29 protein-coding genes and 1 riboswitch are annotated in these 22,371 nt (G+C 58.3%); of the genes, 16 read left to right on the top strand and 13 right to left on the bottom strand.

Annotated features, from left to right (window positions below):
• Nucleotides 1-29: 29 nt before the first annotated feature.
• Complete coding sequence (locus tag ABV300_RS08345; protein WP_353714395.1) at nucleotides 30-2,117, bottom strand: hypothetical protein; 2,088 nt, start codon at nucleotides 2,115-2,117, stop codon at nucleotides 30-32.
• A gap of 42 nt (nucleotides 2,118-2,159) precedes the next feature.
• Nucleotides 2,160-2,243, bottom strand: a riboswitch (cyclic di-GMP riboswitch).
• Nucleotides 2,244-2,355: 112 nt separating this feature from the next.
• Nucleotides 2,356-2,607: a hypothetical protein gene (locus ABV300_RS08350; RefSeq protein ID WP_058439153.1), complete on the bottom strand. Its 252-nt coding sequence runs from the start codon at nucleotides 2,605-2,607 to the stop codon at nucleotides 2,356-2,358.
• Between the two features lie 83 nt (nucleotides 2,608-2,690).
• Here ABV300_RS08350 and ABV300_RS08355 point away from each other — a divergent pair, with 83 nt between their 5' ends.
• The 3 genes from ABV300_RS08355 to ABV300_RS08365 all read left to right on the top strand — a co-directional run bounded on the left by ABV300_RS08355 (nucleotide 2,691) and on the right by ABV300_RS08365 (nucleotide 4,239).
• Entirely contained in the window at nucleotides 2,691-3,470 is a 780-nt protein-coding gene (locus ABV300_RS08355) for a nitroreductase family protein (RefSeq protein WP_353714396.1), read from the top strand.
• Complete coding sequence (locus ABV300_RS08360) at nucleotides 3,467-3,793, top strand: hypothetical protein (RefSeq protein WP_353714397.1); 327 nt, start codon at nucleotides 3,467-3,469, stop codon at nucleotides 3,791-3,793. Before ABV300_RS08355 ends, ABV300_RS08360 begins: the two co-directional genes overlap by 4 nt.
• A 92-nt stretch (nucleotides 3,794-3,885) precedes the next feature.
• Nucleotides 3,886-4,239 carry a cytochrome c gene (locus ABV300_RS08365; RefSeq protein ID WP_353714398.1) on the top strand — a complete coding sequence of 118 codons (354 nt, stop codon included), beginning with the start codon at nucleotides 3,886-3,888 and terminating at the stop codon, nucleotides 4,237-4,239.
• A gap of 45 nt (nucleotides 4,240-4,284) precedes the next feature.
• On the opposite strand, the gene ABV300_RS08370 is transcribed toward ABV300_RS08365, so the two are convergent.
• Nucleotides 4,285-4,563: a hypothetical protein gene (locus tag ABV300_RS08370; protein ID WP_353714399.1), complete on the bottom strand. Its 279-nt coding sequence runs from the start codon at nucleotides 4,561-4,563 to the stop codon at nucleotides 4,285-4,287.
• Nucleotides 4,564-4,624: 61 nt separating this feature from the next.
• Entirely contained in the window at nucleotides 4,625-5,071 is a 447-nt protein-coding gene (locus ABV300_RS08375) for a YqhA family protein (protein ID WP_353714400.1), read from the bottom strand.
• Between the two features lie 127 nt (nucleotides 5,072-5,198).
• On the opposite strand from ABV300_RS08375, the gene ABV300_RS08380 reads away from it, so the two are divergent.
• From ABV300_RS08380 to ABV300_RS08395, 4 genes are all read left to right on the top strand, one after another.
• Entirely contained in the window at nucleotides 5,199-5,636 is a 438-nt protein-coding gene (locus ABV300_RS08380; RefSeq protein ID WP_353714401.1) for a hypothetical protein, read from the top strand.
• 17 nt (nucleotides 5,637-5,653) lie between these two features.
• Nucleotides 5,654-6,067 (top strand): hypothetical protein, encoded by a 414-nt coding sequence (locus ABV300_RS08385; protein ID WP_353714402.1) that lies wholly within the window; start codon nucleotides 5,654-5,656, stop codon nucleotides 6,065-6,067.
• A gap of 79 nt (nucleotides 6,068-6,146) precedes the next feature.
• Nucleotides 6,147-7,163 carry a putative zinc-binding metallopeptidase gene (locus ABV300_RS08390; protein ID WP_353714403.1) on the top strand — a complete coding sequence of 339 codons (1,017 nt, stop codon included), beginning with the start codon at nucleotides 6,147-6,149 and terminating at the stop codon, nucleotides 7,161-7,163.
• A complete protein-coding gene (locus tag ABV300_RS08395; RefSeq protein WP_353714404.1) occupies nucleotides 7,156-8,238 on the top strand; it encodes a D-alanine--D-alanine ligase in 1,083 nt (360 codons plus the stop codon). Before ABV300_RS08390 ends, ABV300_RS08395 begins: the two co-directional genes overlap by 8 nt.
• 199 nt (nucleotides 8,239-8,437) lie before the next feature.
• Here ABV300_RS08395 and ABV300_RS08400 read toward each other — a convergent pair whose 3' ends face one another.
• The 3 genes from ABV300_RS08400 to ABV300_RS08410 form a co-directional block, all read right to left on the bottom strand.
• Entirely contained in the window at nucleotides 8,438-8,941 is a 504-nt protein-coding gene (locus ABV300_RS08400) for a hypothetical protein (protein WP_353714405.1), read from the bottom strand.
• A gap of 69 nt (nucleotides 8,942-9,010) precedes the next feature.
• Nucleotides 9,011-9,235, bottom strand: coding sequence for a hypothetical protein (locus ABV300_RS08405; protein ID WP_353714406.1), 225 nt, complete (start codon nucleotides 9,233-9,235; stop codon nucleotides 9,011-9,013).
• A 79-nt stretch (nucleotides 9,236-9,314) separates the two neighbouring features.
• A complete protein-coding gene (locus ABV300_RS08410) occupies nucleotides 9,315-9,578 on the bottom strand; it encodes a SemiSWEET family transporter (protein ID WP_353714407.1) in 264 nt (87 codons plus the stop codon).
• Nucleotides 9,579-9,685: 107 nt separating this feature from the next.
• Here ABV300_RS08410 and ABV300_RS08415 point away from each other — a divergent pair, with 107 nt between their 5' ends.
• From ABV300_RS08415 to ABV300_RS08455, 9 genes are all read left to right on the top strand, one after another.
• Nucleotides 9,686-9,940: a Smr/MutS family protein gene (locus ABV300_RS08415; RefSeq protein ID WP_353714408.1), complete on the top strand. Its 255-nt coding sequence runs from the start codon at nucleotides 9,686-9,688 to the stop codon at nucleotides 9,938-9,940.
• A gap of 170 nt (nucleotides 9,941-10,110) precedes the next feature.
• Nucleotides 10,111-10,356 carry a glutaredoxin domain-containing protein gene (locus ABV300_RS08420; protein WP_353714409.1) on the top strand — a complete coding sequence of 82 codons (246 nt, stop codon included), beginning with the start codon at nucleotides 10,111-10,113 and terminating at the stop codon, nucleotides 10,354-10,356.
• Between the two features lie 95 nt (nucleotides 10,357-10,451).
• Entirely contained in the window at nucleotides 10,452-11,132 is a 681-nt protein-coding gene (locus ABV300_RS08425; protein WP_353714410.1) for a DUF502 domain-containing protein, read from the top strand.
• Nucleotides 11,133-11,311: 179 nt separating this feature from the next.
• Nucleotides 11,312-11,890 (top strand): peptidylprolyl isomerase, encoded by a 579-nt coding sequence (locus ABV300_RS08430; protein ID WP_353714411.1) that lies wholly within the window; start codon nucleotides 11,312-11,314, stop codon nucleotides 11,888-11,890.
• Between the two features lie 30 nt (nucleotides 11,891-11,920).
• Entirely contained in the window at nucleotides 11,921-12,469 is a 549-nt protein-coding gene (locus ABV300_RS08435; RefSeq protein ID WP_353714412.1) for a peptidylprolyl isomerase, read from the top strand.
• A gap of 29 nt (nucleotides 12,470-12,498) precedes the next feature.
• Nucleotides 12,499-12,903: an SRPBCC family protein gene (locus ABV300_RS08440; RefSeq protein WP_353714413.1), complete on the top strand. Its 405-nt coding sequence runs from the start codon at nucleotides 12,499-12,501 to the stop codon at nucleotides 12,901-12,903.
• Nucleotides 12,904-13,014: 111 nt separating this feature from the next.
• Nucleotides 13,015-14,010: a MoxR family ATPase gene (locus ABV300_RS08445; protein WP_353714414.1), complete on the top strand. Its 996-nt coding sequence runs from the start codon at nucleotides 13,015-13,017 to the stop codon at nucleotides 14,008-14,010.
• Nucleotides 14,011-14,045: 35 nt separating this feature from the next.
• Entirely contained in the window at nucleotides 14,046-15,257 is a 1,212-nt protein-coding gene (locus tag ABV300_RS08450; protein ID WP_353714415.1) for a DUF58 domain-containing protein, read from the top strand.
• Entirely contained in the window at nucleotides 15,254-17,395 is a 2,142-nt protein-coding gene (locus tag ABV300_RS08455) for a DUF4129 domain-containing transglutaminase family protein (RefSeq protein ID WP_353714416.1), read from the top strand. Before ABV300_RS08450 ends, ABV300_RS08455 begins: the two co-directional genes overlap by 4 nt.
• On the opposite strand, the gene trpA is transcribed toward ABV300_RS08455, so the two are convergent.
• The 6 genes from trpA to ABV300_RS08485 are packed head-to-tail and all read right to left on the bottom strand — an operon-like array spanning nucleotide 17,392 to nucleotide 22,370.
• Nucleotides 17,392-18,174 carry a tryptophan synthase subunit alpha gene (trpA, locus tag ABV300_RS08460; protein WP_353714417.1) on the bottom strand — a complete coding sequence of 261 codons (783 nt, stop codon included), beginning with the start codon at nucleotides 18,172-18,174 and terminating at the stop codon, nucleotides 17,392-17,394. The two genes, ABV300_RS08455 and trpA, sit on opposite strands and share 4 nt — an antisense overlap.
• Entirely contained in the window at nucleotides 18,174-19,358 is a 1,185-nt protein-coding gene (gene trpB / locus ABV300_RS08465; protein ID WP_353714418.1) for a tryptophan synthase subunit beta, read from the bottom strand. The genes trpA and trpB overlap by 1 nt, the downstream gene beginning before the upstream one ends.
• Nucleotides 19,348-20,010, bottom strand: a complete 663-nt coding sequence (locus ABV300_RS08470; RefSeq protein ID WP_353714419.1) for a phosphoribosylanthranilate isomerase — start codon at nucleotides 20,008-20,010, stop codon at nucleotides 19,348-19,350. Before ABV300_RS08470 ends, trpB begins: the two co-directional genes overlap by 11 nt.
• On the bottom strand, nucleotides 20,007-20,786 hold the full coding sequence (gene trpC, locus ABV300_RS08475) for an indole-3-glycerol phosphate synthase TrpC (RefSeq protein WP_353714420.1): 780 nt from the start codon (nucleotides 20,784-20,786) through the stop codon (nucleotides 20,007-20,009). Before trpC ends, ABV300_RS08470 begins: the two co-directional genes overlap by 4 nt.
• Complete coding sequence (gene trpD, locus ABV300_RS08480) at nucleotides 20,773-21,801, bottom strand: anthranilate phosphoribosyltransferase (protein WP_353714421.1); 1,029 nt, start codon at nucleotides 21,799-21,801, stop codon at nucleotides 20,773-20,775. Before trpD ends, trpC begins: the two co-directional genes overlap by 14 nt.
• The gene (locus ABV300_RS08485; RefSeq protein ID WP_353714422.1) at nucleotides 21,798-22,370 is read right to left on the bottom strand and encodes an aminodeoxychorismate/anthranilate synthase component II; all 573 of its coding nucleotides are present in this window, start codon (nucleotides 22,368-22,370) and stop codon (nucleotides 21,798-21,800) included. Before ABV300_RS08485 ends, trpD begins: the two co-directional genes overlap by 4 nt.
• Between the last annotated feature and the right edge of the window lies 1 nt (nucleotide 22,371).

Consider the following 22,371-nt stretch of genomic DNA (forward strand, 5'->3'; position numbering starts at 1 on the left):
GCCGCTACCGACGTCCGATGTTGGTGAAGCTACTTCCGGTTGTTACCCGTTTCAACTAAGAGCCGGTAGTCCGCCGGGAAATTGGCGTTCTCCGGCTGAAAATTGAATACGATAATGGTCACTTCATCTTTGCCGAGGTTCATGGTGTTCAGGAAAGAAGTGTCACGTTGGAAACCATCGCTTAATATGGGAGCGGAATCAGTAACTTGATATTCACTCAGTTTCCCATTTATATACAACGGGTTCACAAACACTAGAGACCAGTCATTTCCCACCAAACCGGTGGTGTGAGTCCATCCTTCGAGATCCCAATTCCCGCTGCCAGATTCCAAGCCATCACTGAAAAGGACTCCTGAATTGTCGCTGACAATAATGTCATCGACATAAAAACCGGCTTCATTGGTTGCCCAATCGGTGATATACAGGAACCTGAGGCGAACAGACTGCCCGGCATAGGCAGCGAGGTCGAATTCCTGATGCACCCAGCCACCGCTGCTGCCAGTGAACCCAGGTAAATTGGTTATGGCACTCTCAATAGCCGAAGGATCATGCTGAATTGTAGTATTCGCATTGGATAAGCTCCTCCACGTCGATCCACCGTCAGTCGAGATCTGAACAAATCCAAAATCCCAAGCTTCTTCGATCTCGTACCAGGATTGGAAGCTTAACATTGCGTTGGCACCGAGTGTAACAGGCAAAGTTAGCGTGGCTTTAGTCTCCAAGAGATCACCGCGGCCGCCAAAAAGTTCATAGTTGCCGTTTTTAGGGGCAACACCCGAAGTATCGGCGCCCCTGAAATTTGATACCAGTTGAGGTTGAGCTCCTTTATATGTCAAGTACATAGGAGTGTACGGCATCAGAGTCCCCAAAGGATACTGAACGGTACCTGACTTGTAGCCTCCCCAATACCGCGGCAAAGGTATATTTCCGTGATTATCGGACCCGTAATAGTTCTTGATACTCCATTGTATGGAATAGCCGCGGGTATCCGGAGATGGAATATTCAGCGCTTCATATCCAAGAGTTGCGCCTGATAAACCTTCATCCTCAGGTCTATCAAGATAATTGGCAAGTGTCCAGTCCCGGAATATCTGATCAAACGTCACTCCTACATAACCGGCTGTCGCAAGCTGGTTCTCAATGCCTTGAATACCATTTGCAGGGTCTCCCACCAGGGCGCTGATAAAATCCGAACCGCCGAAGTTCTCCATCAGGTAGAACTGGAACAAGTAACTCGCCCCATAACTCTCCAGGCCGCCGCCCCAGGTTGTAAGCGGGGTCCGATGATAGACAAGGTAATAGGCGATGTGGTCGTCCGGATGGCCATAACCAGCTAGATAACCTGAAAGGTCCGCCATACCTTCATCAACCCAAGATGGTTCGTCGGCGTCACGGTCATAGTGGATAGCATGTTCGTACTCGTGGGCGATCGTACTCTCATAAAGGAAGGGACGGCTGACATCCGGCCCGACTCGGTTAGCCCAGTCATGACTGTCAATATGGATGATATTTCGATTGAATTCCTCGTTAATCGCCGGGGCGAAATACCCGGCAATGTAAAATGGATAGTCCGGGTCATAATAGCCTTCGTCAATAATATTGAAAACCAGAATCATCACGCGTTGAGGATTGTCAGTTTGATAGGCTTCAGGGATTCCGTCTCCGGTACCATCACGGTCGACGGTTTTCCCAAAATATTTGGTATTACTCTCGTAGATATTCGCGTCAAATTCATCAATAAGATATGCAATTTGATCATCTGTGATTACCGGGGTAGGCCTGGGGTCGTCAACCGGATAACTCAGGTCCTCAGCAACCCAGATCTCAGCCCATTCGCCAAGAGCCCGGAGTTGGAACCACTTCAAACTTCCATCGACAAGCAACTCCGCCCTGGTAATGACCCCGTTAAGGTCCTTCTCTACACTCCAGCTTTGAGATGCCGAAATTGCCATTTCATCAAATTCCATACTTTTGTAATAAGGGTCGGCATCAACGGCAATCAGGTCCAACAAACCTTTCGGAGCGGCCACAATTGGGACAGCCGCGGGTAACAAAAGAACCAGAACACCGAGCACCAGGAGAACCGCTGTGAATCTTGAGACCACTTTTTTCAACATGGTTTTCCCTCCTCCTGTTACATGTAAAAACAAAACCGGCCGCTTTACAGGCTGGTTTCACCATTAGCTCGCTGCCAATCAAGGTGACCAATTACAAAAGGCAGGTCATAGCTATCCTGATTGATGAAAAAGAATTACGGGATTAGTGTAAGGCAGCTATATTATTGAAGTCAATAGGTTAGAGGTATATTTTTCACGGCTCGGCGCAGGGCAGGAACGCACTACTTAAGGAAAACTACTAAACCGGCGGCGAAATTCGGGCGATGCGTTCCAGGATCTGGCGCTTCTTCTGCTCGGCTTCCATATAAAGACTGTCCAGGCCGTCGTAGAGGCCGAGGATTTCTTTGGAAAACACCGGCGAATCGCCAGGGGCACCGGGGGAATGATCCGGGTTGCGGGGCAGCAGCGCCGACCTGGCCTCCCAGAGTTTGTGAGCGATGTTGGTCCAGAGCACCAGGGCTTGCTGCAGACTTTCCAGGTTATCCGACATATTCCAGCTTTCTTGTTTTAAACGAAATCAAGGCGTATTCTACCAATAGACAAACTTGAACTCAATGAAAACCGACGAGGCAGATGCCGATGAATGAGACGCTTCAACTCATCCACAACCGCCGCTCAGTGCGCGCCTACAGCCCGAAGCCGGTCACCCGATCCGATAAAGACGCCATTCTGGCCGCGGCTTTCAGAGCGCCCACGGCCGGCAATCTGATGCTGTATTCGATCATCGAAGTGGAGGACCAGGCCATCAAGGACCGCCTGGCGGTCAGCTGCGACCATCAGCCGTTCATCGCCAGGGCGCCGTACGTGCTGTTGTTCCTGGCGGATTTACAGCGATGGTGGGATTACTTCATCAAGTGCCAAGCGCCCCAGCGTGCCGAGGCAGACGGGCTGCCCAACCGCAAGCCGCAAACCGGCGACCTGCTGCTGGCTTGCTGCGACGCGCTGATTTCGGCCCAGACGGCGGTCATCGCCGCCGAATCTTTGGGGATAGGTTCATGCTATATCGGCAACGTACTGGAGCAGTACGAGACGCACCGGGAAACGTTCGGCTTGCCGCCTTACACCCTGCCGGTCACCATGCTGTGCTTCGGCTATCCCACCGAAGCGGCGGCGAAGAGAAAATTGACCAGCCGTTTCCCCCGAGAGTCCATCGTCAACAAAGACAGATATCGCCAGCTGGATGCGGCAGCGTTGGAAAATTGTTTTCATGACATGGAAAACGCGTTCCGCGGCACCGCGGGGGCCGGCAGATACGAAAACGCCGGTCAGGAGATCTACTGCCGCAAGTTTGCCGCCGGATTCTCACTGGAACTAAACCGTTCGGTTGGAAAGATGCTGGAGAACTGGAAATGAAAACCAGAAGTCTGCTGCTGACCGTGACTGCCTTAACCGCGCTCCTGACCACAGCTTCCTGCGGTCCCGGCCCGGAGCCGACCGCGACCACCCCGAACCCGAACTCGCTCGACGGCACAGTCCTTTTCGCGGCCTACTGCGCCGAATGCCACGGCTCTAACGCGGAAGGAACTGACCGCGGCGCCCGCATCACCCCGGACAGCCCGGCAATCTTAAACCGGACTGAAGAACAGTTGATTTCCCTGGTCCAGTTTCATCGGGCCGCCCTCGGGTTGTCACGGCAGCAGGCCGTCGCTCTAGCCGGTTTTTTAAGAGACCACTAGGCGTTGAGGCTGTCGGCGTTTGCGGCGGTGCCGAAATTTATGATAAATTACTTTCGTTAATTTTTATCCACATTTACTGAGGAAGCAGACAGATGAGGTTGCCGAACCGTAACACCGCTCTTCTTTTATTATCCGCTCTACTGATTTTAACGCTGACCGCCGCTGGCTGCGGGCAGACAGCGGCATCCGTCGGGAAAACCCCAGCGCCTTCAACTTCGGCGGTGCTGATGGGGGCTCAGTTATACGCAGCGTCCTGCGCCGAATGTCACGGAGTCAACGGTGAAGGCACCAATAAGGGCAATCCGGTCAACCGCGACTCCGAAGCCAGCGCCGGCCGCACCCAGGCAGAGCTGACCAACCTCATCCAATATCACCGCTCCAGGCTTAACCTGAGCGCCGAACAGGTAACCTCGCTGGCGACTTACCTGAAGCAGGACCTGAAATAAGCCGGGCCTTCAACCAGGGAAAAACTTTAGCCGGCCCCGGCAGGATTACCTGTCGCCCATCTTCTGCCGGCTCCGGTAGCCGCCGCTGTAAGCGCCCAGATCCACCAGTACAGCGATGATCAGCCAGATGAAATCAAAACCCTCCACCCCGCCGCGGAAAACCAGCACGTAAGCCAGTGTGGTCCAGGGCAGCAGGAAGAAGCCTAACAGCGGGATCAGGAAAGTGTCGAAAGCGGCTTGCCAGCGCGCCTGATCAAGCAGCCACCAGATGAGGATAGCGGCTCTGGGACCGATGAGCAAGGCAATTACGGCGGGGCAGCACATTTGACACCTCCATCGAGCGATGGTTTCATTATAATCTCCGGCTGCTGGCCAGACAATAGGATTAGTCCTTTTTATCTCCGATATAACTGAAGGCGATCAGGGCGCCGGAGACAACCGCCACGCCAAGCCCGAAAAACAACGTTCCCTGGGGATCATCCCAGGCCGCCAGGTGCTTCAGGAAAAGGATGCCCATGACCATGATCACCACGCTGGAAAGCTTCACTTTGAGATCGTGCAGGTTTTTGATCACCAGCCAGGCGGGCAGGGTCAGTTCGCCGATAAACAACTCGTAAATGCCGAGGGCGAATATCAGCAGCACGGTGGCGATCAGGAAGATATCCATAAGTTCGATCAGAGGCACGATATCGGCGCCGTCCGTCTTCAGGAAGCTGAACAGCACTTCGACCGAATGTACCAGTCCCCAGATGAAGGCCACCACCGAGGCGAGCAGGGCGGCCGCGGAAGCGACCAAAGTAATATACTTGCTGAATTCGAGCAGCCTTCTCATAAACCCCTTCAATTCGGCAATATTACCCGGCATTATAACAATTTACCGCCCTCGATGCCCTGTTTGGCCGAGAGAACTTCCCGCCATGTACAATGACGTGCTGTAAAAACAGGAAATCAAGACCGATTTGATTAAACAACGCTTTCTAAAGCCAGCCGCCTGGATAATCTCAGCAACTGTGCTCACGCTATTACTAGCCTTTCAGGCGGCCTGTTCCGATCAGCGGGCGGCGCTTCGAGACCAACTGGACCGAACGGCTGCCCGGATTGAAAAAACGGCGCGGCATTACGAAGATCCCGCCAACCTCGGCTGTCTCGGGCCGCTGCTGGTACTGGACAGAAACAGAAATGATCTGTCCGCCGCAGAATCAGCCTGGGCGGCCGGCGACTATGATCAGGCTGAATCTATCATTCAGGCGATTAATGATTCGCTCGACCGGATGACCGGCCAGAGGGGAGATGAATGGATCATTGCCGGCTTTGCCGGACTCAACCTGATGCTGGCGGCGGTGGTGGTGCTGCTCTTCCGTAAACGTGGGCGGCGCCATTTGACTGGCAGCCAGTAAAGTATTAGTATGCTGCCGTGATTCGGAAGCGGCTGGCCGGGACGGTATTTGTCTCTCTAGTCATCTTCATCCTTCTTTTCACCTCCGGGTGCGACAGCCTGAGCAACCCCTTTAAATCCGATGAAACCTCATCGCCTTCAACCACGCCGCCGGTGACCGCGGCCAAACCCAAACCGGTGGTTAAATCGGTTGAAGCGACGACATCGGGCATGGGCGACCACTATTTCGCCATCCTGGAGATCACTATCGACAACCGCGGCACCGACGGCACCGTGGTGGTGACCGCCAGCCTCACCCAGGGCGGGGTAACTCAAACCAACGAGATGATAACCAACCTGAACAAGGATAAAACCCAGGTACTGCGCCTGACTTTCCCCCTCAAATGGAAGGGCGGCGATTGGACCCAGACCGTCGAAGTCACCGTGCCCTGATTCTCTCCGGGCCCGAAGATGATTTGCCCCAAGTTAAGCGATAGGTTACATTGTTAGTATCCTCGTTTTGAGGTAAAAAGTGACCGGGGCTGACCAGACACTGCTTTCCCGCCGCATAGCCGACCTCGGGCTAAAAATCCGCGGCAGCCGGCTGGAACCCTTGCTGGGCCGGCTGCATGCCGAACTCCTGGAAGCAGGCGTCACCGGTTTCCAACCGGAGGCTTATTTTTCCGATGAATGGGGATGCCCCGCCGGGATGCCGGTTATCGGCATCCCTTTTTACCTGGCGAGCAGCGAATTGTGCCGGCTGGAAGGCAGCATGACCGGCATCGAGGCCGAAACCGACGAAGAAATAATGATGTATCTTCGGCACGAGGCCGGGCATGCCTTCAACTACGCCCACCGGCTGTACCGGTACCGCCTCTGGCAGAGGCTTTTCGGCGATTACGGCGAGCCTTACCGCGAAGTTTACCCGGTAGTCCCTTTCAGCCCGGCTTTTGTCCGGCACATCCCCGGCTGGTACGCCCAAAAGCATCCTGACGATGACTTTGCCGAGACTTTCGCCGTGTGGCTGACCCCAGGCGCGGCGTGGCGCGAGGTTTATTCAGGCACCCCGGCGCTTAAAAAGCTGGAATACGCCGAACGGGTGGCGCGGATTTACGGGCCGCGGCTGGTACGATCGCCAGCCGGCAGGCTCGATACCCCGGTCGGCGAATTAACGATGACTCTCGATTCATGGTACCGCAGCTGCGGCGAACACCGGCACGCGCCGGTGGCGACACACCGGATTCTTGACGAGGACCTGCGCCGGGCTTTCCCTGACAGGCGTGGGATCGCGGCATCGGAAGCGGTCGAAGCCAGGCACGGTATTCTGGTGCTTGAAATCAACCGCTGGACCGGCCTGGAACGGCATGTCGCCACCGGCCTGCTGGCCGACCTGACCGCCCGCTGCCAGCGGCTTAACCTCCAGATAGATCAAAGCCGTATCGAAGAGCGGATGACCGGTTTCGCGGTCATGGCGGCAGCCCTGGCGATGAATTTTACCAGCCGGGGCCGGTTCGTTGAAAAAAGCGGCAGGAGAGACAGGCATGGATAAGCTGAAAATCAGCGTCCTGTTCTGGGAAGAACGCAGCCCGGACGAAATCACCCATGACGAGGTGGTTGACCAGGTCTCCGAAGCGCTGCGTGGGGCCGGGCACGAGGTCTCGGCCATAGGGCTATGTGACGACCTGCGGGAACTGCTGGACAAGCTGGATGAATACCGTCCGGATCTGGTTTTCAACCTTTGTGAGCGTTTTGCCGACAACGATAATTTCGAGATGAATGTTACGGCAGTGCTTGAGATGCTGGGGCAACCATTTACCGGCACCGGGCCCCAGGGAATGGCTGCGCGGCAGGATAAGGTGTTGACCAAAAAACTGCTGCAGTTTCACGGCGTGCCCTATCCCAATTACGCGGTTTTCGACCGGCATAACATCGAGTTCGCCGGGAAAATGCACTTCCCGCTGTTCGTTAAACCTCTGAGGGGCGATACTTCGCTCGGCATCGGGGAAGCGTCGCTGGTCACCGAGTATCCAAAGCTGGTGGAGCGGATTGATTTCATCCACAACCAACTGAAAGAACAGGCGCTGGTAGAGGAATATGTCGAAGGCCGGGAGTTTTACGTCGGCGTCCTGGGAAACGACCCACCCGAAGCCCTCCCGCTGATGGAACTGGATTTTTCCAGCCTGCCGCCCGGAACGCCCCGCGTCTTCAGCCGTGCCCTGAAAGACGACTCCGACCCGGACCACCAGTTCATCAACGTCCAGGTAGCCACCGATCTGGCACCGGAAACCCGAGCCCGCATCATCGCCGCCGGCCGCGAGGCGGCCTTCGCATTAAAAGTGCGTGACTACGCCCGAGTCGATATCCGGCTGCCTGCCACCGGGACGCCAGTGGTGGTCGAAGTCAACGCCAACCCGTATCTGGAACGCACCAGCGCCTTTGCCCTGGCGGCTTTGCAGTCCGGACTGGGATTCGCCAGCCTGATTGACCGCATCGTCGAGACAGCCTGGCGGCGGAACGAGCCGACGCCTTTCCTGGAAGGCCTTCAAAAAGCGCGGGCGGAGCGGGCGCAGGCGCGCCGGGCGCTTTCCGCTCTGATTGAAAAATGCGATATCAAACCGGCTTGATAACCCGACGAAGATTGGGGGATAACCGCTCAAGGGGTATAATCAATACCGCAAGGAGGCGCTAAATATGTGCAAAACCTGTCGGACACACCATCCGGAACTATACGCCGATAAGCCGGCCGCCAAACCGGCGCCCGCGAAAAAAGAAGCCGCCGCGGCGCCCGCCCCTAAGAAAAAGTGATCTGCCTTTGACGAGCGGCTATCTTCCGGCCAAAGCCGCCTGCAGCACTTCGCCGGAAGCGGATTTGATGAAAACAACGGCCTGCAGATTGGTCTGGCTGCCGCCGTAGCTTGATTTGACTGAAAATTGTTGACCGGCGCCGGAGCCCAGGCCGCCGATAGCGACCGGGGGAAGAACGTCGCGCACCGTATAGTGGTGCTCGGCGGTGCCTAGGTCTTCATAGAGGACGACATATAGCTTCAGACCAGAAAGCGCCGCTGCCCCGGTATTGGTGACGGCGACAGTCAAGGTAATGCCGCCGGAAAAGCTGACGGCAGCGCTCAGAGCGACAGACGGCGGTGTAGCGAGCGCGGCGACGATTTTGGATGTCTGGGCGTTATAGGCGGACTGTTCGCTGCCCGCGCCGATGGCCGGATTACCGCCGTCGAAATAGATTGAAGGGAAGCCCCTCACGCCGTATTCGGCGGCTTTAGCCTCGGTGGCCGGGGTGGCGTATTTGTCCCCGGAATGGTACTGCAGCACAAGGAGTGTTCCCGGCCCAAGCTCGGCGGCGTGTTTTTCGATCGCTCGCGACGCGAACGGGCAGTAGCCTCACCAGTCCCCGGTGAACATTTCGGCCAGCACAACTCTGGTTTGAGCCGCCGCGGTAGCCGACGGCGGCAGGCTAGCCGTTGGCGATGCCGATGGAGGCTGGGAAGGCGACACGGTAAACGGAGACTCGGTGGCGGGACTTGCTGCCGGGCCGCAGCCCGCGCCGGCGAGGGCGAGAGCGACGACGGCGGCTAACGATAAGACGAATTTCAACACTTCAACCATTCCCTCTCAAACGCCTTACCAATTATATCCCTCGGGTCAATCGCCGACAGGCGATTCGCGATTGCCGGCCGACCTCCAATCAGCGCAGGGCCGCCCGTCGGTATCTAAAATACATAGCTATGGCCGACAACAGAATGATAAGACTGACGAGATTCGCCGCGACGATGACAGGATCCTTCAAATGCCAGCCGTACACACCCCATATCGTGACGCCGACGCAAAACTGGATCAGAGTCAGCAGGCTGATATCCTTTACCGATCTGGTCCGTCTCATTTTAATAATCTGAGGCACAAACCCAAAAGTCGTAAGTACAGCCGCCGCAGCGCCTACCAGATACCACATTCCGGTACTCCTCAACCTGCCGCTGACGGCATGGTTCGACCATATCGCCCGTTTGTGTCATCATTATAGCGAAACGAGCGATTTGAGGCATCGAACAGGGGAACCGAATGGCGAAACTGGTGCTTGACCTGCACGAAATTTATAACCGCGGGGCGGCTATTGAAACGGAGTTGAACCGGATCATCTCCGAAGCGGTAAAAAAGAGGATAGAACTCATCGAGATCATCCCGGGCAAGGGTTCGGGCGCCCTTAAAAAGCATGTTCTCAAGTTTTTAACTCAACCGGGTATAAAGCAGCAGTACCACCGGATTGAGAAGGACGATAAAAATTTCGGACGCATCTTCGTCCACTTCAGGTTTTAGCCCCACGGCGTTGACCCGCGCCCTTATCCGGCATAGAATTGTTCTCAGCAGGGGCGCGGCCATGGTGGAAGCCTGGAGGAGGGCGGACATCGTCTCGCGGCGATGAGCGGAGGCCGGCCGGCCCCTGCCCCATTATTGCCGGAAGGATTAGCCGAATCTCGGAGGTCAGAATGGCTGACGAAATCATCATGTACGGCACCACCTGGTGCCCCGATTGCGTGCGCGCCAAATCAGTCTTCAAACAACTGGGCGTAACCTATAAATGGATTGATATCGCTACCGACGCCGGCGCCGCGGCTGAGGTAGAACGCATCAACAAGGGTTTTAAAAGCGTCCCGACTATCCTCTTCCCGGACGGCGCCGTTCTGGTTGAACCGTCCCGAGTTGAACTCGAAAACAAATTGAGTCAGAAGTAAGACATCGGCACCCATCCCCGGCACAATAAAGCCCAACCCGATTACTTCAATGCTCCGCTTTATATCGGTTTGTGTTTGATACTGGAAAAGCCTGAATGAAAAGAATAACCACCTGGTTCAAGGCCAGTCTTAAAAAGGAATTCCTCGCCGGACTGTTGTTCCTGGTGCCGCTGCTGGCATCGGTCCTGATCCTGATGTGGATGTTCAACACCATCGACGGGATTCTGCAGCCGGTCATCAAGCTGTTCTTCGGCCGGGAGATTGTGGGGCTGGGACTGGCCGGCACCATCGTCCTTATTTGGATCGTGGGGATCATCTGGCACAACGTGGTGGGACGCAGCATACTGAAAACCGCCGACCAGGTTTTTTCCAGGCTGCCCGTATTCTCCCAGATATACACCGGCGCCAAGCAGGTAGTTGACTCGCTGGGCGGCGTCAAACGCAGCGCTTTCAAAGAAGTCGTCATCGTCGACTTCCCCCAGAAAGGGGTGAAGTCGCTGGCCTTCATCACCAACGACATGGAAGACGAAAACGGCAAGAAGATATATGTAGTCTATGTCCCCGGATCTCCCAATCCGACTTCCGGCTTTTTACAGCTGCTGCGGGAGCACCAGATATCCCGCCCGAACATGAGCGTCGACTGCGCCATGAGGATGATCATTTCCTGCGGCATGGTCACGCCTGAAAAATGCCAGGGCGTTGAGTTGGCCGACGGCGCCGATACGGACGGCGGAACACCAGCACCGGCCGATGAGGGGTCGGCTACCGCTTTGTAGTCACCTATACACCTGGCCCGCCAGCCCGCACCACCGTCCTGTCAGCCCCGATAAAAAAACGGGTCGCCGCCTGCTGCAGCCACAACGCCGCGTGGCTTGCCGGCAGCCAGGTTCTCCGCTTGGCAGAACGATGCGTTATCCCGTATCATAGAGACCGGTCTTTTTGCATCGAGGAAGAAATGAACTTATATAGAAAACTGCTGGTCGTGGTGCCTCTGCTGGCGATCCTGACAGTTGGAGGCTGCGGCGACCCCAAACCCACATACGCCACCATCGAGACCAACCTGGGCAGCTTCAAGATAGAACTTTTCACCAAAGACGCGCCCAAGACGGTGGAAAATTTCATCTCCCTGACCGAAAAGGGTTTTTACAACCAGAGCGCGGACAACAAAATCATCTTTCACCGCATCATGAAGGAGTTCATGGTCCAGACCGGCGACCCCGCCGGCACCGGCGCCGGCGGTCCGGGGTACACTTTTGCCGACGAGCTGCCGGTTAAAAGGTCGTACGAACCAGGAATCGTCGCCATGGCCAACCGTGGACCTGACACCAATGGCAGCCAATTTTTCATCTGTACCGGAGCCCAAGCCAAAAACCTGGACCAGAACCCGGCTTATACCCAGTTCGGCATCGTCGTCGAGGGCATGGATGTTGTCCGAGCTATCGCCTCGGTGCCGGTTGTTCTGACCTCGACCGGCGAACTCTCCAAGCCCGTCGATCCGCCCTATATCATCAGGATCACCATCGAAAAAACCTGATTCCAGATTGTTGCCTCAATAAGAAAGGAAATGATGATGCCCGAAGTCAAACGCTGGACCACCGCCCCTTCAATGCAGATCGATCCTAATAAAAAATACACCGCCGCGATCGACACCTCCCTGGGCAGTTTCAAGATCGAACTGCTGGCCAAGGAAAGTCCCAAAACGGTGAACAACTTCGTCTTTCTGGCTGGCGAGGGTTTTTACGACGGCGTTATTTTCCATCGCATCATCGCCCCGTTCATGATCCAGACCGGAGACCCCACCGGCACCGGCGGCGGCGGTCCGGGCTACCGCTTCAATGACGAACTGCCGGCGAAGCATTCCTACGATCCCGGGATAGTAGCCATGGCTAACGCCGGCCCCAATACCAACGGCAGCCAGTTCTTCATCTGCACCGGCCCCCAGGCCCGCGGCTTGAACGGCTGCCCCAACTACACCCAGTTCGGGCGGGTTACCGAAGGTATGGACACGGTTCAGAAGATCGCCGGGGTCAAAGTTAGCCGCTCGCCTCACGGTGAAATGTCCATGCCGCTTGATCCGCCGGTGATCAAAGGAATCTCCATAACCGAGGCCTGATGTCTCCGGAGATACTAGGCGTTTAATAAATGGCCGATAAAACGATCGTGCAGCTGGCAGTTTTCGAGGCTCCGGCGCGGCGCGTTTTTGAAGCGTTGACGGATTCGGCGCAACATTCGGCTTTCACCGGTGCGGTGGCGTCCATCGACGCCCGGCCCGGCGGCAGCTTCAGCGCCTACGACGGCTACATTAGCGGCAAGTTTCTCGAGCTTGAGCCCGGAGCAAGGTACGTCCAACGGTGGCGGGCTTCTGACTGGCCGGAAAGTGTTTTCTCTACCGTTTCGGTAGAGCTTGGTGAAAAAAGAGGCGTGTCCACTCTAAGGTTCACCCAACAGGGCGTGCCTGAGGCCTTCGCCGAGGAGATTGCCCAAGGCTGGCATGATTTCTACTGGGACCGGCTGCGGCTTTACCTGGAAAAATCTCCCGGACGATAGCGCCGCTACCTGTTCCGCCCCTGAGTATTTGCCCTTCAAACGGCGGACACATCAGCGGATATTCCCCGTCAACTTTCCAGAAATGAAAACTTGACATATAATGGTAATGTCATGCTTACCCGGCATAAGGCAGAAACCCAGGCTTCGGGACAGCCGCTAGCCAAAGCGTATGAGTCCGCTTCGGCGATCATCGAAAACGTCGGCAAGGTCATCGTCGGCAAAGCGGAGGCAATCAGGTTGGCGGTAGTTGCCATTCTGGCCGGCGGGCATTTACTCATCGAAGATGCTCCCGGCGTCGGTAAAACGATGCTGGCCCGGTCACTGGCCAGGTCGCTGGAGTGTTCATTCAAGCGCCTCCAGTTCACCCCTGACATGCTTCCCGGGGATATCACTGGCACGACCGTCTATAACCAAAAAAGCGGAGATTTTGAATTCCGCCCGGGACCGGTAATGGCCCAGATCGTGCTGGCTGACGAGATCAACCGAGCCACGCCTAAAGTTCAGTCAGCCCTGCTGGAATGCATGGAGGAGCACCAGATCTCGGTAGACGGCGTAACTCACCGGATGCCAGTGCCCTTCCACGTGCTGGCTACCCAGAACCCGGTGGAATTTGAAGGCACTTTCCCCTTGCCGGAAACCCAGCTCGACCGCTTCCTGCTTCGCCTGTCTTTGGGTTTCCCCGATCCGGCCGGCGAATTGACGATCTTGGAAAACCAGCGCTTCCGTCATCCTATCGAAGACCTGACGCCGGTGGTCCACGCCGAGGCACTCATCGGCCTTCAGGCGGCGGTCAAGGATATTTTCGTAGACCGCCTGGTCAGCCAGTATATTGTCGCCCTGTCCGGCGCTACCAGAAATCACCGGTCGTTGTATCTGGGAGTTTCGCCCAGGGGTTCGCTGGCCCTCTACCGCACCGCCCAGGCACTGGCGCTGGTCAGCGGCCGGGATTATGTCCTGCCTGACGACGTGAAAGCCCTGGCGGTGCCGGTCCTGGCGCATCGGCTGGTCCTTGACTCGTCCGTATCTCACAGGACCTCCAACCGCGATATAGTCACCGAGATAATTAACAGCCTGCCGGTGCCGGGAGCCCTGTCCGGCCGAAACTGATCTGGGTTAGTTGGGGAGGGGGAATGCGCCCACGTATGGGACTTTTGGTCTCTACGCTGATCCTGGCGGGGGCGGTAGCGGTTACCGGCTCCGTGCTGGCGCTGCGCTTGTTCTACGTCTGGCTTTTGATCCTGCTGGCGGGGTGGTTGTGGATTACCCTGTCCATCCGCGGCCTCAAGTTCGAAATGTCTCCCCTGCCGGAACGCGCCAAGGCCGGCACAGCCTTACTACAGGAAGTGTCCGTTTCAGCGGCCGATAAATTGCCGCGTTTCGGGCTGACGCTGCAGGCGTGGACAAATGCCTTCATCGGACCAGCAGCAAATATCGATCTTCCATCCGGCCGGACCGCCCGGTGGCAGGCGAATTATCCTCTGCCGCGCCGCGGCCGCTACGCCCTCGGCCGGATCATGGTGACTGCTTCTGAGCCGTTCGGCCTGCTGAGCCGTAAGACGATAGCCGGAAACGCCTCAACAGTCATCGTCCACCCGGCAGCGGTACCGATGCCGCCGTTCAGTTTACTGGGGCTGGCCGGATCAGGCCTATCCACCAGGATGCCGGAAGCGCTCTCAGCCTCGGCCTCCAGTATCCGGGAATATACCACCGGCGACTCTTTGCGCCACGTCCACTGGAAAAGCACCGCCCATACCGGCAAATACATGGTGAAAACCTTTGACGCCGACCGTTCCCGACACCGCGCTAAAAACTACTGGATCATTCTGGACATGGCCGCCGCGGTACATTCCGGCGAGGCCGCCGAATCAACCGCCGAGTATGCGGTCACACTCGCCGCGTCCCTGGCCAAGAAATACCTGGACGGCGGCTACCGCTTAGGCCTGGTGACAGCAGCCCCCGAATCATTGGTTCTACCAGCCAGCTCCGGCCAAAAGCACCTGACCGACATTCTGGACAGACTGGCGGTCATTGAGCCGAACAGTTCCATCCCTATCGGCGTGCTGATCGCCCGCCACCAGGGCCTATTCGGATCTGACGCCACAGTCGTGGTCATCACCCCCTCGACGTTCAGCGCCATGACCGAGGGCTACCACCAGCTGACTTCACGCGGCGCCACGGCGGCTTTTTTCCTTATCGACGGCACCGGTTTCGGCGGCGTATCACCCGCGGGGGTCGGCCGTTCCCTGATCCAGCTTGGAGCGCCGGTCTACCTGCTGCGCCGCGCCGAGACCTTCCCGCAGTCCCTGCAACAAGCGGCCCGCGGCACCGGCTGGCACGGGGACAGCCGCTCATGAACGCGCCGTCAGCCACCCCTTCTCGGATTGCCTCACTGGCCGTGCTGCTGACTCTGGCGGCGCTGGGAGTAGCCGTCCGGGCACTGGAGGCCGCGCAATGGGTCAGCCCGCAGCCATCGCTGGTGCTTGTGCTGGCGCTGGGCCTGGGCAGCGGGGCCTTGCTGGCCGCCAGCCGCCTCAAAGGTTCCCTGGCTCTCCTGCTGCTCCTCGCCGCGGGCTCGGCTTTGGCAGCCTGGCAGTCGGCAGCTCTCTTCCCAGCCGACGGCGACCAGAGCGCCTGGTCGCGCTGGCTGGAGGCGGTGTCCCGGCCGACGGAAAGCCAGGCTGCTTTCGTCACCTTCCTTTCGGCGGTGAGCTATTTTTCCGGAGCCGCAGGCGCCTGGTTCGTGATTCGCCGGCGCAACGGCTGGCCAGCATTCACCGCTGGCGCCCTGGTTGTCGTACTGAATTTAACAAACCTACCGCCCAGCTTTGATTTCGTCCTGCCCCTTTACCTTACGCTCGGACTGATCCTCTTGGTAGAGACCGGCTGGCGCCGTCTCGTCATCACCCGGGACCGGCAGCGGGCGCGTTTGCTGGTGGGACTGCCTTTATGCCTGGCTATCGTTGCTGGAACCTTCATTCTGCCTCAAACTCCGGCTGAGAAACTCAAGCTTGACCTCGAACTTGACGCGGTATACTCGTCAATCAAACGTAATACCCTGAATATCTTCCAGGCGGTGCCGTCCAAGGTCAAGACAGTCCGGGCCTCGGCCCAGGAGGCGGTGGTTTTTAAGGCACAACCCGAACTGAGTGAGACCGTCAGATTCACCATCAATCTTGCCCAGCCGGGGTATTTCCGGACCCGCTATTATGACGTGTATTCGGCATCCGGTTGGAGCAATAGTCCCCTTTCCGAGGGGGTGATCGGCTCGGGCCAAACCATCGCCGACGCTGTGCCGCTGGCCCGATCGGTAGTAATCAAGTACCGGGTAGAAAACCAGGTCAAGACCGACCTCATCCTGCTGAACGGGCAGCCTTCCAGCCTCAGCATTCCGGCGGCCTCCCGCTGGCTGCCCGCCGCCGGGAACAGCGACATCATGGCCCTGGTATCGCCGCGGCTGCTCCCGGCTTACCAGAGCTACGAGGTAACCGCCCGTCTGCCCCAGGTCACCGCCGCTGAACTGGCCGGGGCAGGCGGCGACTATCCGGAATGGATCACCAACCGCTACCTGCAATTACCCAATAATCTGCCGCCTTCGGTGCGCCTCCTGTCACGCCAGTTGACCTACGGCCGGGAAACCGCATATGCCAAGGTTCAGGCGGTTAAGGACTACCTGTCCAGGCTTGGTTACAATGTCGACGGCGCCGATGTCGTCGATGGCGCCGACGGCGTAGCTTTTTTCCTGTCTGCTAAAACTGGCAACTGTGTCAATTTCGCCTCTGCGCTGGTCGTCCTGCTGCGCGAAGCCGGGGTTCCGGCCCGATTCTGCCAGGGTTACCTGGGAACGGAACTGGACGAGTCCGGTAAAAGCCTGGTTATCAGAGGCCGCGACGCCCATGCCTGGGCGGAGGTCTATTTCCCCGGCTTTGGCTGGATCATGGTCGAGGCTACGCCCGGCCGGCCGGCCGACGGCTTCGAGGCTGACGCGCCGATCATCCCCAACCAGGCGCTCCCGCCGGGTGAAGTCTTTCCGTCAAACCCAGGCAGCCAGGCTGACGACATTCTGCCGACCGATGTCGAGAACAGCGACGCCGGTGATTTGGGTTCATCCCTGCCGCCGCTGTTGATCACTGTTTTGCTTCTTGCCGGCGTGGTCCTGGCGGGCGGGGCCGGAGGTATATTCTACCTGTCCCGGGCCAATGACCCCGGCGGCGCTTACCGCCGATTGGCCATCATAGGCAAGCTGTTCCGGCTGCCGCCATGCCCCGCGGACACGCCCCTGGAGTTTGCCCGCCGTTTGAGCGCCCGCCTGCCTTCGGAGACTGTCGGTATCGATAGTGTCGCCGGGTCATATTCCAGGCTCCGCTACGGGCCGGCCAGGACCCGGTCAGAGCAGGACGACGATGGGTTACGGCACCAGTGGCGGCAGTTGAGCCTGCGCCTTATCCGATACAGGCTCAGACTGGCCAGTCCGGAAACTAACCGTCGCGCTTAACCCGATCCGTCGAGCGCGGCGCGGACTCCGGCGGTGAACTTTTCAAGAGACCCAAGCGATGAGTCTTCTTCGATCAGCTTTAAGAGCTTGCTGCCGATAATAACGCCGTCGGCGTAACGGCTGATTGCCGCCGCCTGTCCCGCCGCCGATACGCCAAAACCCACCGCCAGCGGCAGACTGGCCTGCTGCCGTACCTTCTCGACGAAATCGGGCAGGTACTTTGGTACGTCGTCGCGGGCGCCGGTGACCCCGGCCACCGAGGTCAAATAAATAAAACCGCGCGCTTTCTCAGCTACCTGAGCGATACGCGCGGCGGTCGAGGTCGGCGCCAGGAGATATATCAAATCTATGCCATGTTTTAGGGCTGCCGCATCGAGGTCTCCGGACTCGTCCGGCGGCAGGTCCGGCACGATCAAACCGGAAACGCCGGCGGCGGCCGAGTCACGGCAGAAAAGCTCGATTCCGTAGCTCAAAATGGGGTTGTAATAACCCATGAAGACCAGCGGCACATTCAAACCCCGCCGCCTGAGTTCGGCGGCGGTCTCGATGCAATACGCAGCGGTGACTCCATTCTGCAGCGCCCTGAAACTGGCCGCCTGAATGACCGGCCCATCGCCGATGGGATCGGAAAAGGGAACCCCCAGCTCGATGATATCGCAGCCGGCTCTTTCCAAAACAACCGCCGCTTTTAACGTCGTCTCGATGTCCGGATAGCCAACGGTCAGGTAGCCGATGAGCGCCTTGCGCCCACCGCCGAAAGCCCTGGATATATCACTCATCAGCTCACTCCCATAGCCTTCATCACTATATCCATATCTTTATCCCCGCGGCCGGACAGGCATACAAGGATCGTTTGACTCTTGTCGAGCGCCGCCGCCAGCCTGGCCGCCAGGGCGACGGCGTGCGACGATTCCATAGCCGGCAGTATACCCTCGGTCTCCGACAGCAGCCGGAAGGCGACCAGGGCTTCCTCGTCGGTTACCGCCACGTACTCGGCGCGGCCGGAATCTTTCAAAAAGCTGTGCTCCGGCCCGACGCCGGGGTAGTCCAGGCCGGCGGAGATGCTGTGTGTCTCCGCCACCTGGCCGTAGGCGTCCTGCATCAGGTAGGACCGCGCCCCGTGAAGCACCCCGGGCCGCCCGGCGGAAAGGGTAGCGGCATGTCTGCCGGTACCGATGCCGGAGCCGCCAGCCTCAACGCCGATCAGCTTTACCAACGAGTCGCTGATGAAAGGATAGAACAGGCCGATGGAGTTTGAACCGCCGCCGACACAAGCCACGGCGTAGTCCGGGAGTTTTCCGGTGGCGTCGAGCATTTGCGTCCGGGCCTCGCGCCCGATGATCGACTGGAAGTCCCGTACCATCAGCGGGTATGGGTGCGGGCCTACGACCGAGCCGATCAAGTAATAGCTGTCCTCAGGGTGGGATACCCAGTCTCGCATGGCCTCGTTGATGGCGTCTTTCAGCGTCCGCGACCCGGAAGCCACCGGCCTGACTTCAGCGCCCATCAGGCGCATGCGGAAGACGTTCAACGCCTGGCGCTTGACGTCGTCTTCGCCCATGTAAACAACACAGTCAAGCCCGAGCATGGCGCAGACGGCGGCAGTGGCCACGCCGTGCTGCCCGGCGCCGGTTTCGGCGATAATCCGCTGCTTGCCCAGGTGTTTTGCCAGCAGCCCCTGGCCAAGAGCGTTGTTGATCTTGTGCGAGCCGGTATGGGCTAAATCCTCACGCTTCAAAAAGATTCTAGCCCCGCCACAGCGGCGGGTCAGATTAGCGGCGTAATACAGCGGCGTGGCGCGGCCGGCGTAGTGAGCCAGCAGCCTGCCGAGTTCACTCTGAAAAGAGGGGTCGGTTTTAACCGCTTCGTAACCGGCGGTCAAGTCCGTAAGCGCCGGCACCAGCGTCTCCGGGACATAACGTCCGCCGTAATCCCCAAAATATCCCCTGTTATCAGGCAGCATTCCTAACTCCTTTCAAGCGGGCGTCCGCGGCTTTTACAGCGCGGATGAAGGCCAGGATTTTGGCCGGATCCTTGATGCCGCGGCTCTCGACGCCTGACGACACATCCACCCCCCAGGGATGGTAGCGCAAAATCAGCTCGCCGACATTTTCCGGGGTAAGGCCTCCGGCCACCATCAACGGCAACGAAGGTTCAAGCGCCCCCAAAATGGTCCAGTCGAATTTTTCGCCGGAGCCGCCGTAGGCGTCATCGGCGCGGCGGTCTAACAGGTGGATAGTTCGCGGCCGGGCGGCGGCGATACGGCTCTCGATCTCCTCGGCGCCAGTGTCGCCGCCGATCCGGGTAACCTTGATCAGCGGTCGTTCGATGCGGCGGCAGTAATTCTCGTCCTCATCGCCTGAAAGCTGTACCCGGTCAAGACGGCAATATTCAGCGATGCGGTTAACCTCGTAAGCCGAGGCATTGACGAAGACACCGGCCAGTTTCGGCCGCTTCGGCATGGTAAAAAGATGATGGGTCAACTCCAGAGCCCGTTCCGGCGACAATTTACGGCGGCTCTCGGCGAAGACCAGGCCAATGAAGTCAGCTCCCAGACGGGCGCACAGGCCGACTGTCTCCACATCCGTGATACCACAGATCTTGATGCGCGTCATACTGAAAGCTCCCTAAGTTTGGCGCCGATGTCCGGCGCTGTCATCAGCGCCTCCCCGACCAAGGCAGCGTTGATTCCGAGCGATTGCAGGTACTTTATGTCATCGCGGCTAACAATACCGCTCTCGGAGACGATAATGCGGTCGGCAGGTATCAACCGCCTGAGCCCGCCGGTGGTCGCCAGGTCAACTTTGAAGGTCTTGAGATCGCGGTTGTTGATGCCGATGATTTTTGCGCCACTGGCTACGGCTGCCTCGACTTCGGTCTCGTCATGCGCCTCTATAAGAGCCGCCATACCCAGGCGGCGGGCTAATTCAAGTAATGAGATCAGCTCCGGAACAGTCAAGATGGCGACAATAAGCAGTACCGCATCGGCGCCGCAAGCCCGCGCCTCGTAGAGCTGGTATTCGTCTATGATGAAGTCCTTACACAGAAGCGGCGGATGGCTCATCCCCAGGTAGTCGGCGATAGCTTTCAAATATTCCGACCTGCCCTGGAAGTACTTCTCCTCAGTCAACACCGAGATGGCTGCTGCGCCGCTGCAGGCATATTCCCGGGCAATGACTACAGGATCGAAATCAACCCTGATTACGCCTTTCGACGGCGAGGCTTTTTTTACCTCGGCGATAATTTTCACTCCCCCACCGGCGATGGCGGCGGCGAAATCTTTCGGCGGCGGCTGCTTTTCGACCTCGCTGATAAGCACGTCAAGGGGTATCCGCCGCTTTCGCTCATTGACGGCCGACCGCGTCGCCGCGACAATTTCATCCAGCAGCACGCCTGGCCTCCAGCATCTGCGTCATTTCGACGAATTTTTCAAGTTTGGCGAGCGCCCGTCCGTTGTCGATGGCTTCGGCGGCCATGATGACGCCCTCAGCCATGGTTTTTACTCGATCGGCGACAAGCAGCGCTGCGGCGGCGTTCAAAACGGCGGCGTCACGCAGCGCGCCGGGCGCGCCTTCGAGCAGCCGCAGCATGGCTGCGGCATTCCACCTGGCGTCACCGCCTTTTATCGCGTCAATCGAGTGCCGAGATAGCCCGACATCCTCCGGGGCGACGGTGTAGCGGTTGAGTTCATCGCCGATAAGCTCGCATACTTGAGTCGGTCCGGTGACCGTAAGTTCGTCCAGCCCGTCGCCGTGAACTACCAGGGCATGGGCGCCGCCCAGAGCTCGCAGCGCCGCTGCCATCTTGAGCACCAGGTCATTACCGGGCACGCCGATGACCTGAGCGGTAGCCCCGGCAGGATTGCAAAGCGGCCCCAACAGGTTGAATACGGTGCGGATGCCGATCTCTTTCCGCGGCGGCCCCGCATGTTTCATGGCCGGATGGAACACGGGTGCGAACATAAAAACGATGCCGACACGCTCCAGACATTCCGCAGCCTCCTCGGGCGACAGGTTAATACGAACGCCCAGCGCCTCCAGGACATCGGCCGAACCGCATTTCGACGACATGGCGCGGTTGCCGTGCTTGGCCACCTTGAGGCCGCAGGCGGCGGCTATGATGGCCGCGGCGGTGGAGATATTAAAGGTGCCCGCTCCGTCGCCGCCGGTGCCGCAGGTATCCACGACCGGGCTGGCCGATTTTACCGGCAGCGCCCGGGCCCGCATCGTCCGCGCCAGACCAACCATCTCTTCCACTGTTTCACCCTTGCACCTTAACGCGGTCACAAAAGCGCCGAACTGGGCCGGGGTGGCCACCCCGTCCATGATCTCCCCCATGACGGCCGAGGCTTCATCTGCGGAAAGAGATTTGCCGGATACCAGGTTCTGAATCGCTTCCTTAATCATCGTCCGACCCCGTTCAAGAAATTTCTAAGCAGTTCTTTGCCGTATTGCGACATGAAAGACTCCGGGTGGAATTGGACGCCCTGGACGGGGAATTTCCGGTGCCGCAGCCCCATGATTTCACCATCGGCTGTCCAGGCAGTCACCTCCAGGCAATCAGGCAGGGAGTCCCTGGCCACCGCTAGCGAATGATAGCGGACGGCGGTGAAAGGCGACGGAATACCCTTAAAGATACCCTTCCCGGTGTGTTCTATGGCAGACGTCTTGCCATGCATTACCGATTTGGCCCTGATGACGTCGCCGCCGTAAACGTGGCCCAGGCACTGATGCCCCAGGCAGACTCCCAGCACCGGCAGGTTCGGCCCGAAATACCGGATGACCTCGTTGGAGATGCCGGCGCGTTCCGGCGATGACGGCCCTGGCGAGACAACAATGCGTTCAGGTTTAAGCGCCTCAATGCCGGGGATATCGACCTCGTCGTTACGCCGGACGCAGACGTCGGCGCCAAGTTCGCACAAGTACTGGAAGAGGTTATAGGTGAATGAGTCGTAATTATCTATAAGCAGTATCATC

The sequence above is a fragment of the Dehalogenimonas sp. 4OHTPN genome (genome assembly GCF_040448695.1).
Taxonomy (GTDB): domain Bacteria; phylum Chloroflexota; class Dehalococcoidia; order Dehalococcoidales; family Dehalococcoidaceae; genus Dehalogenimonas.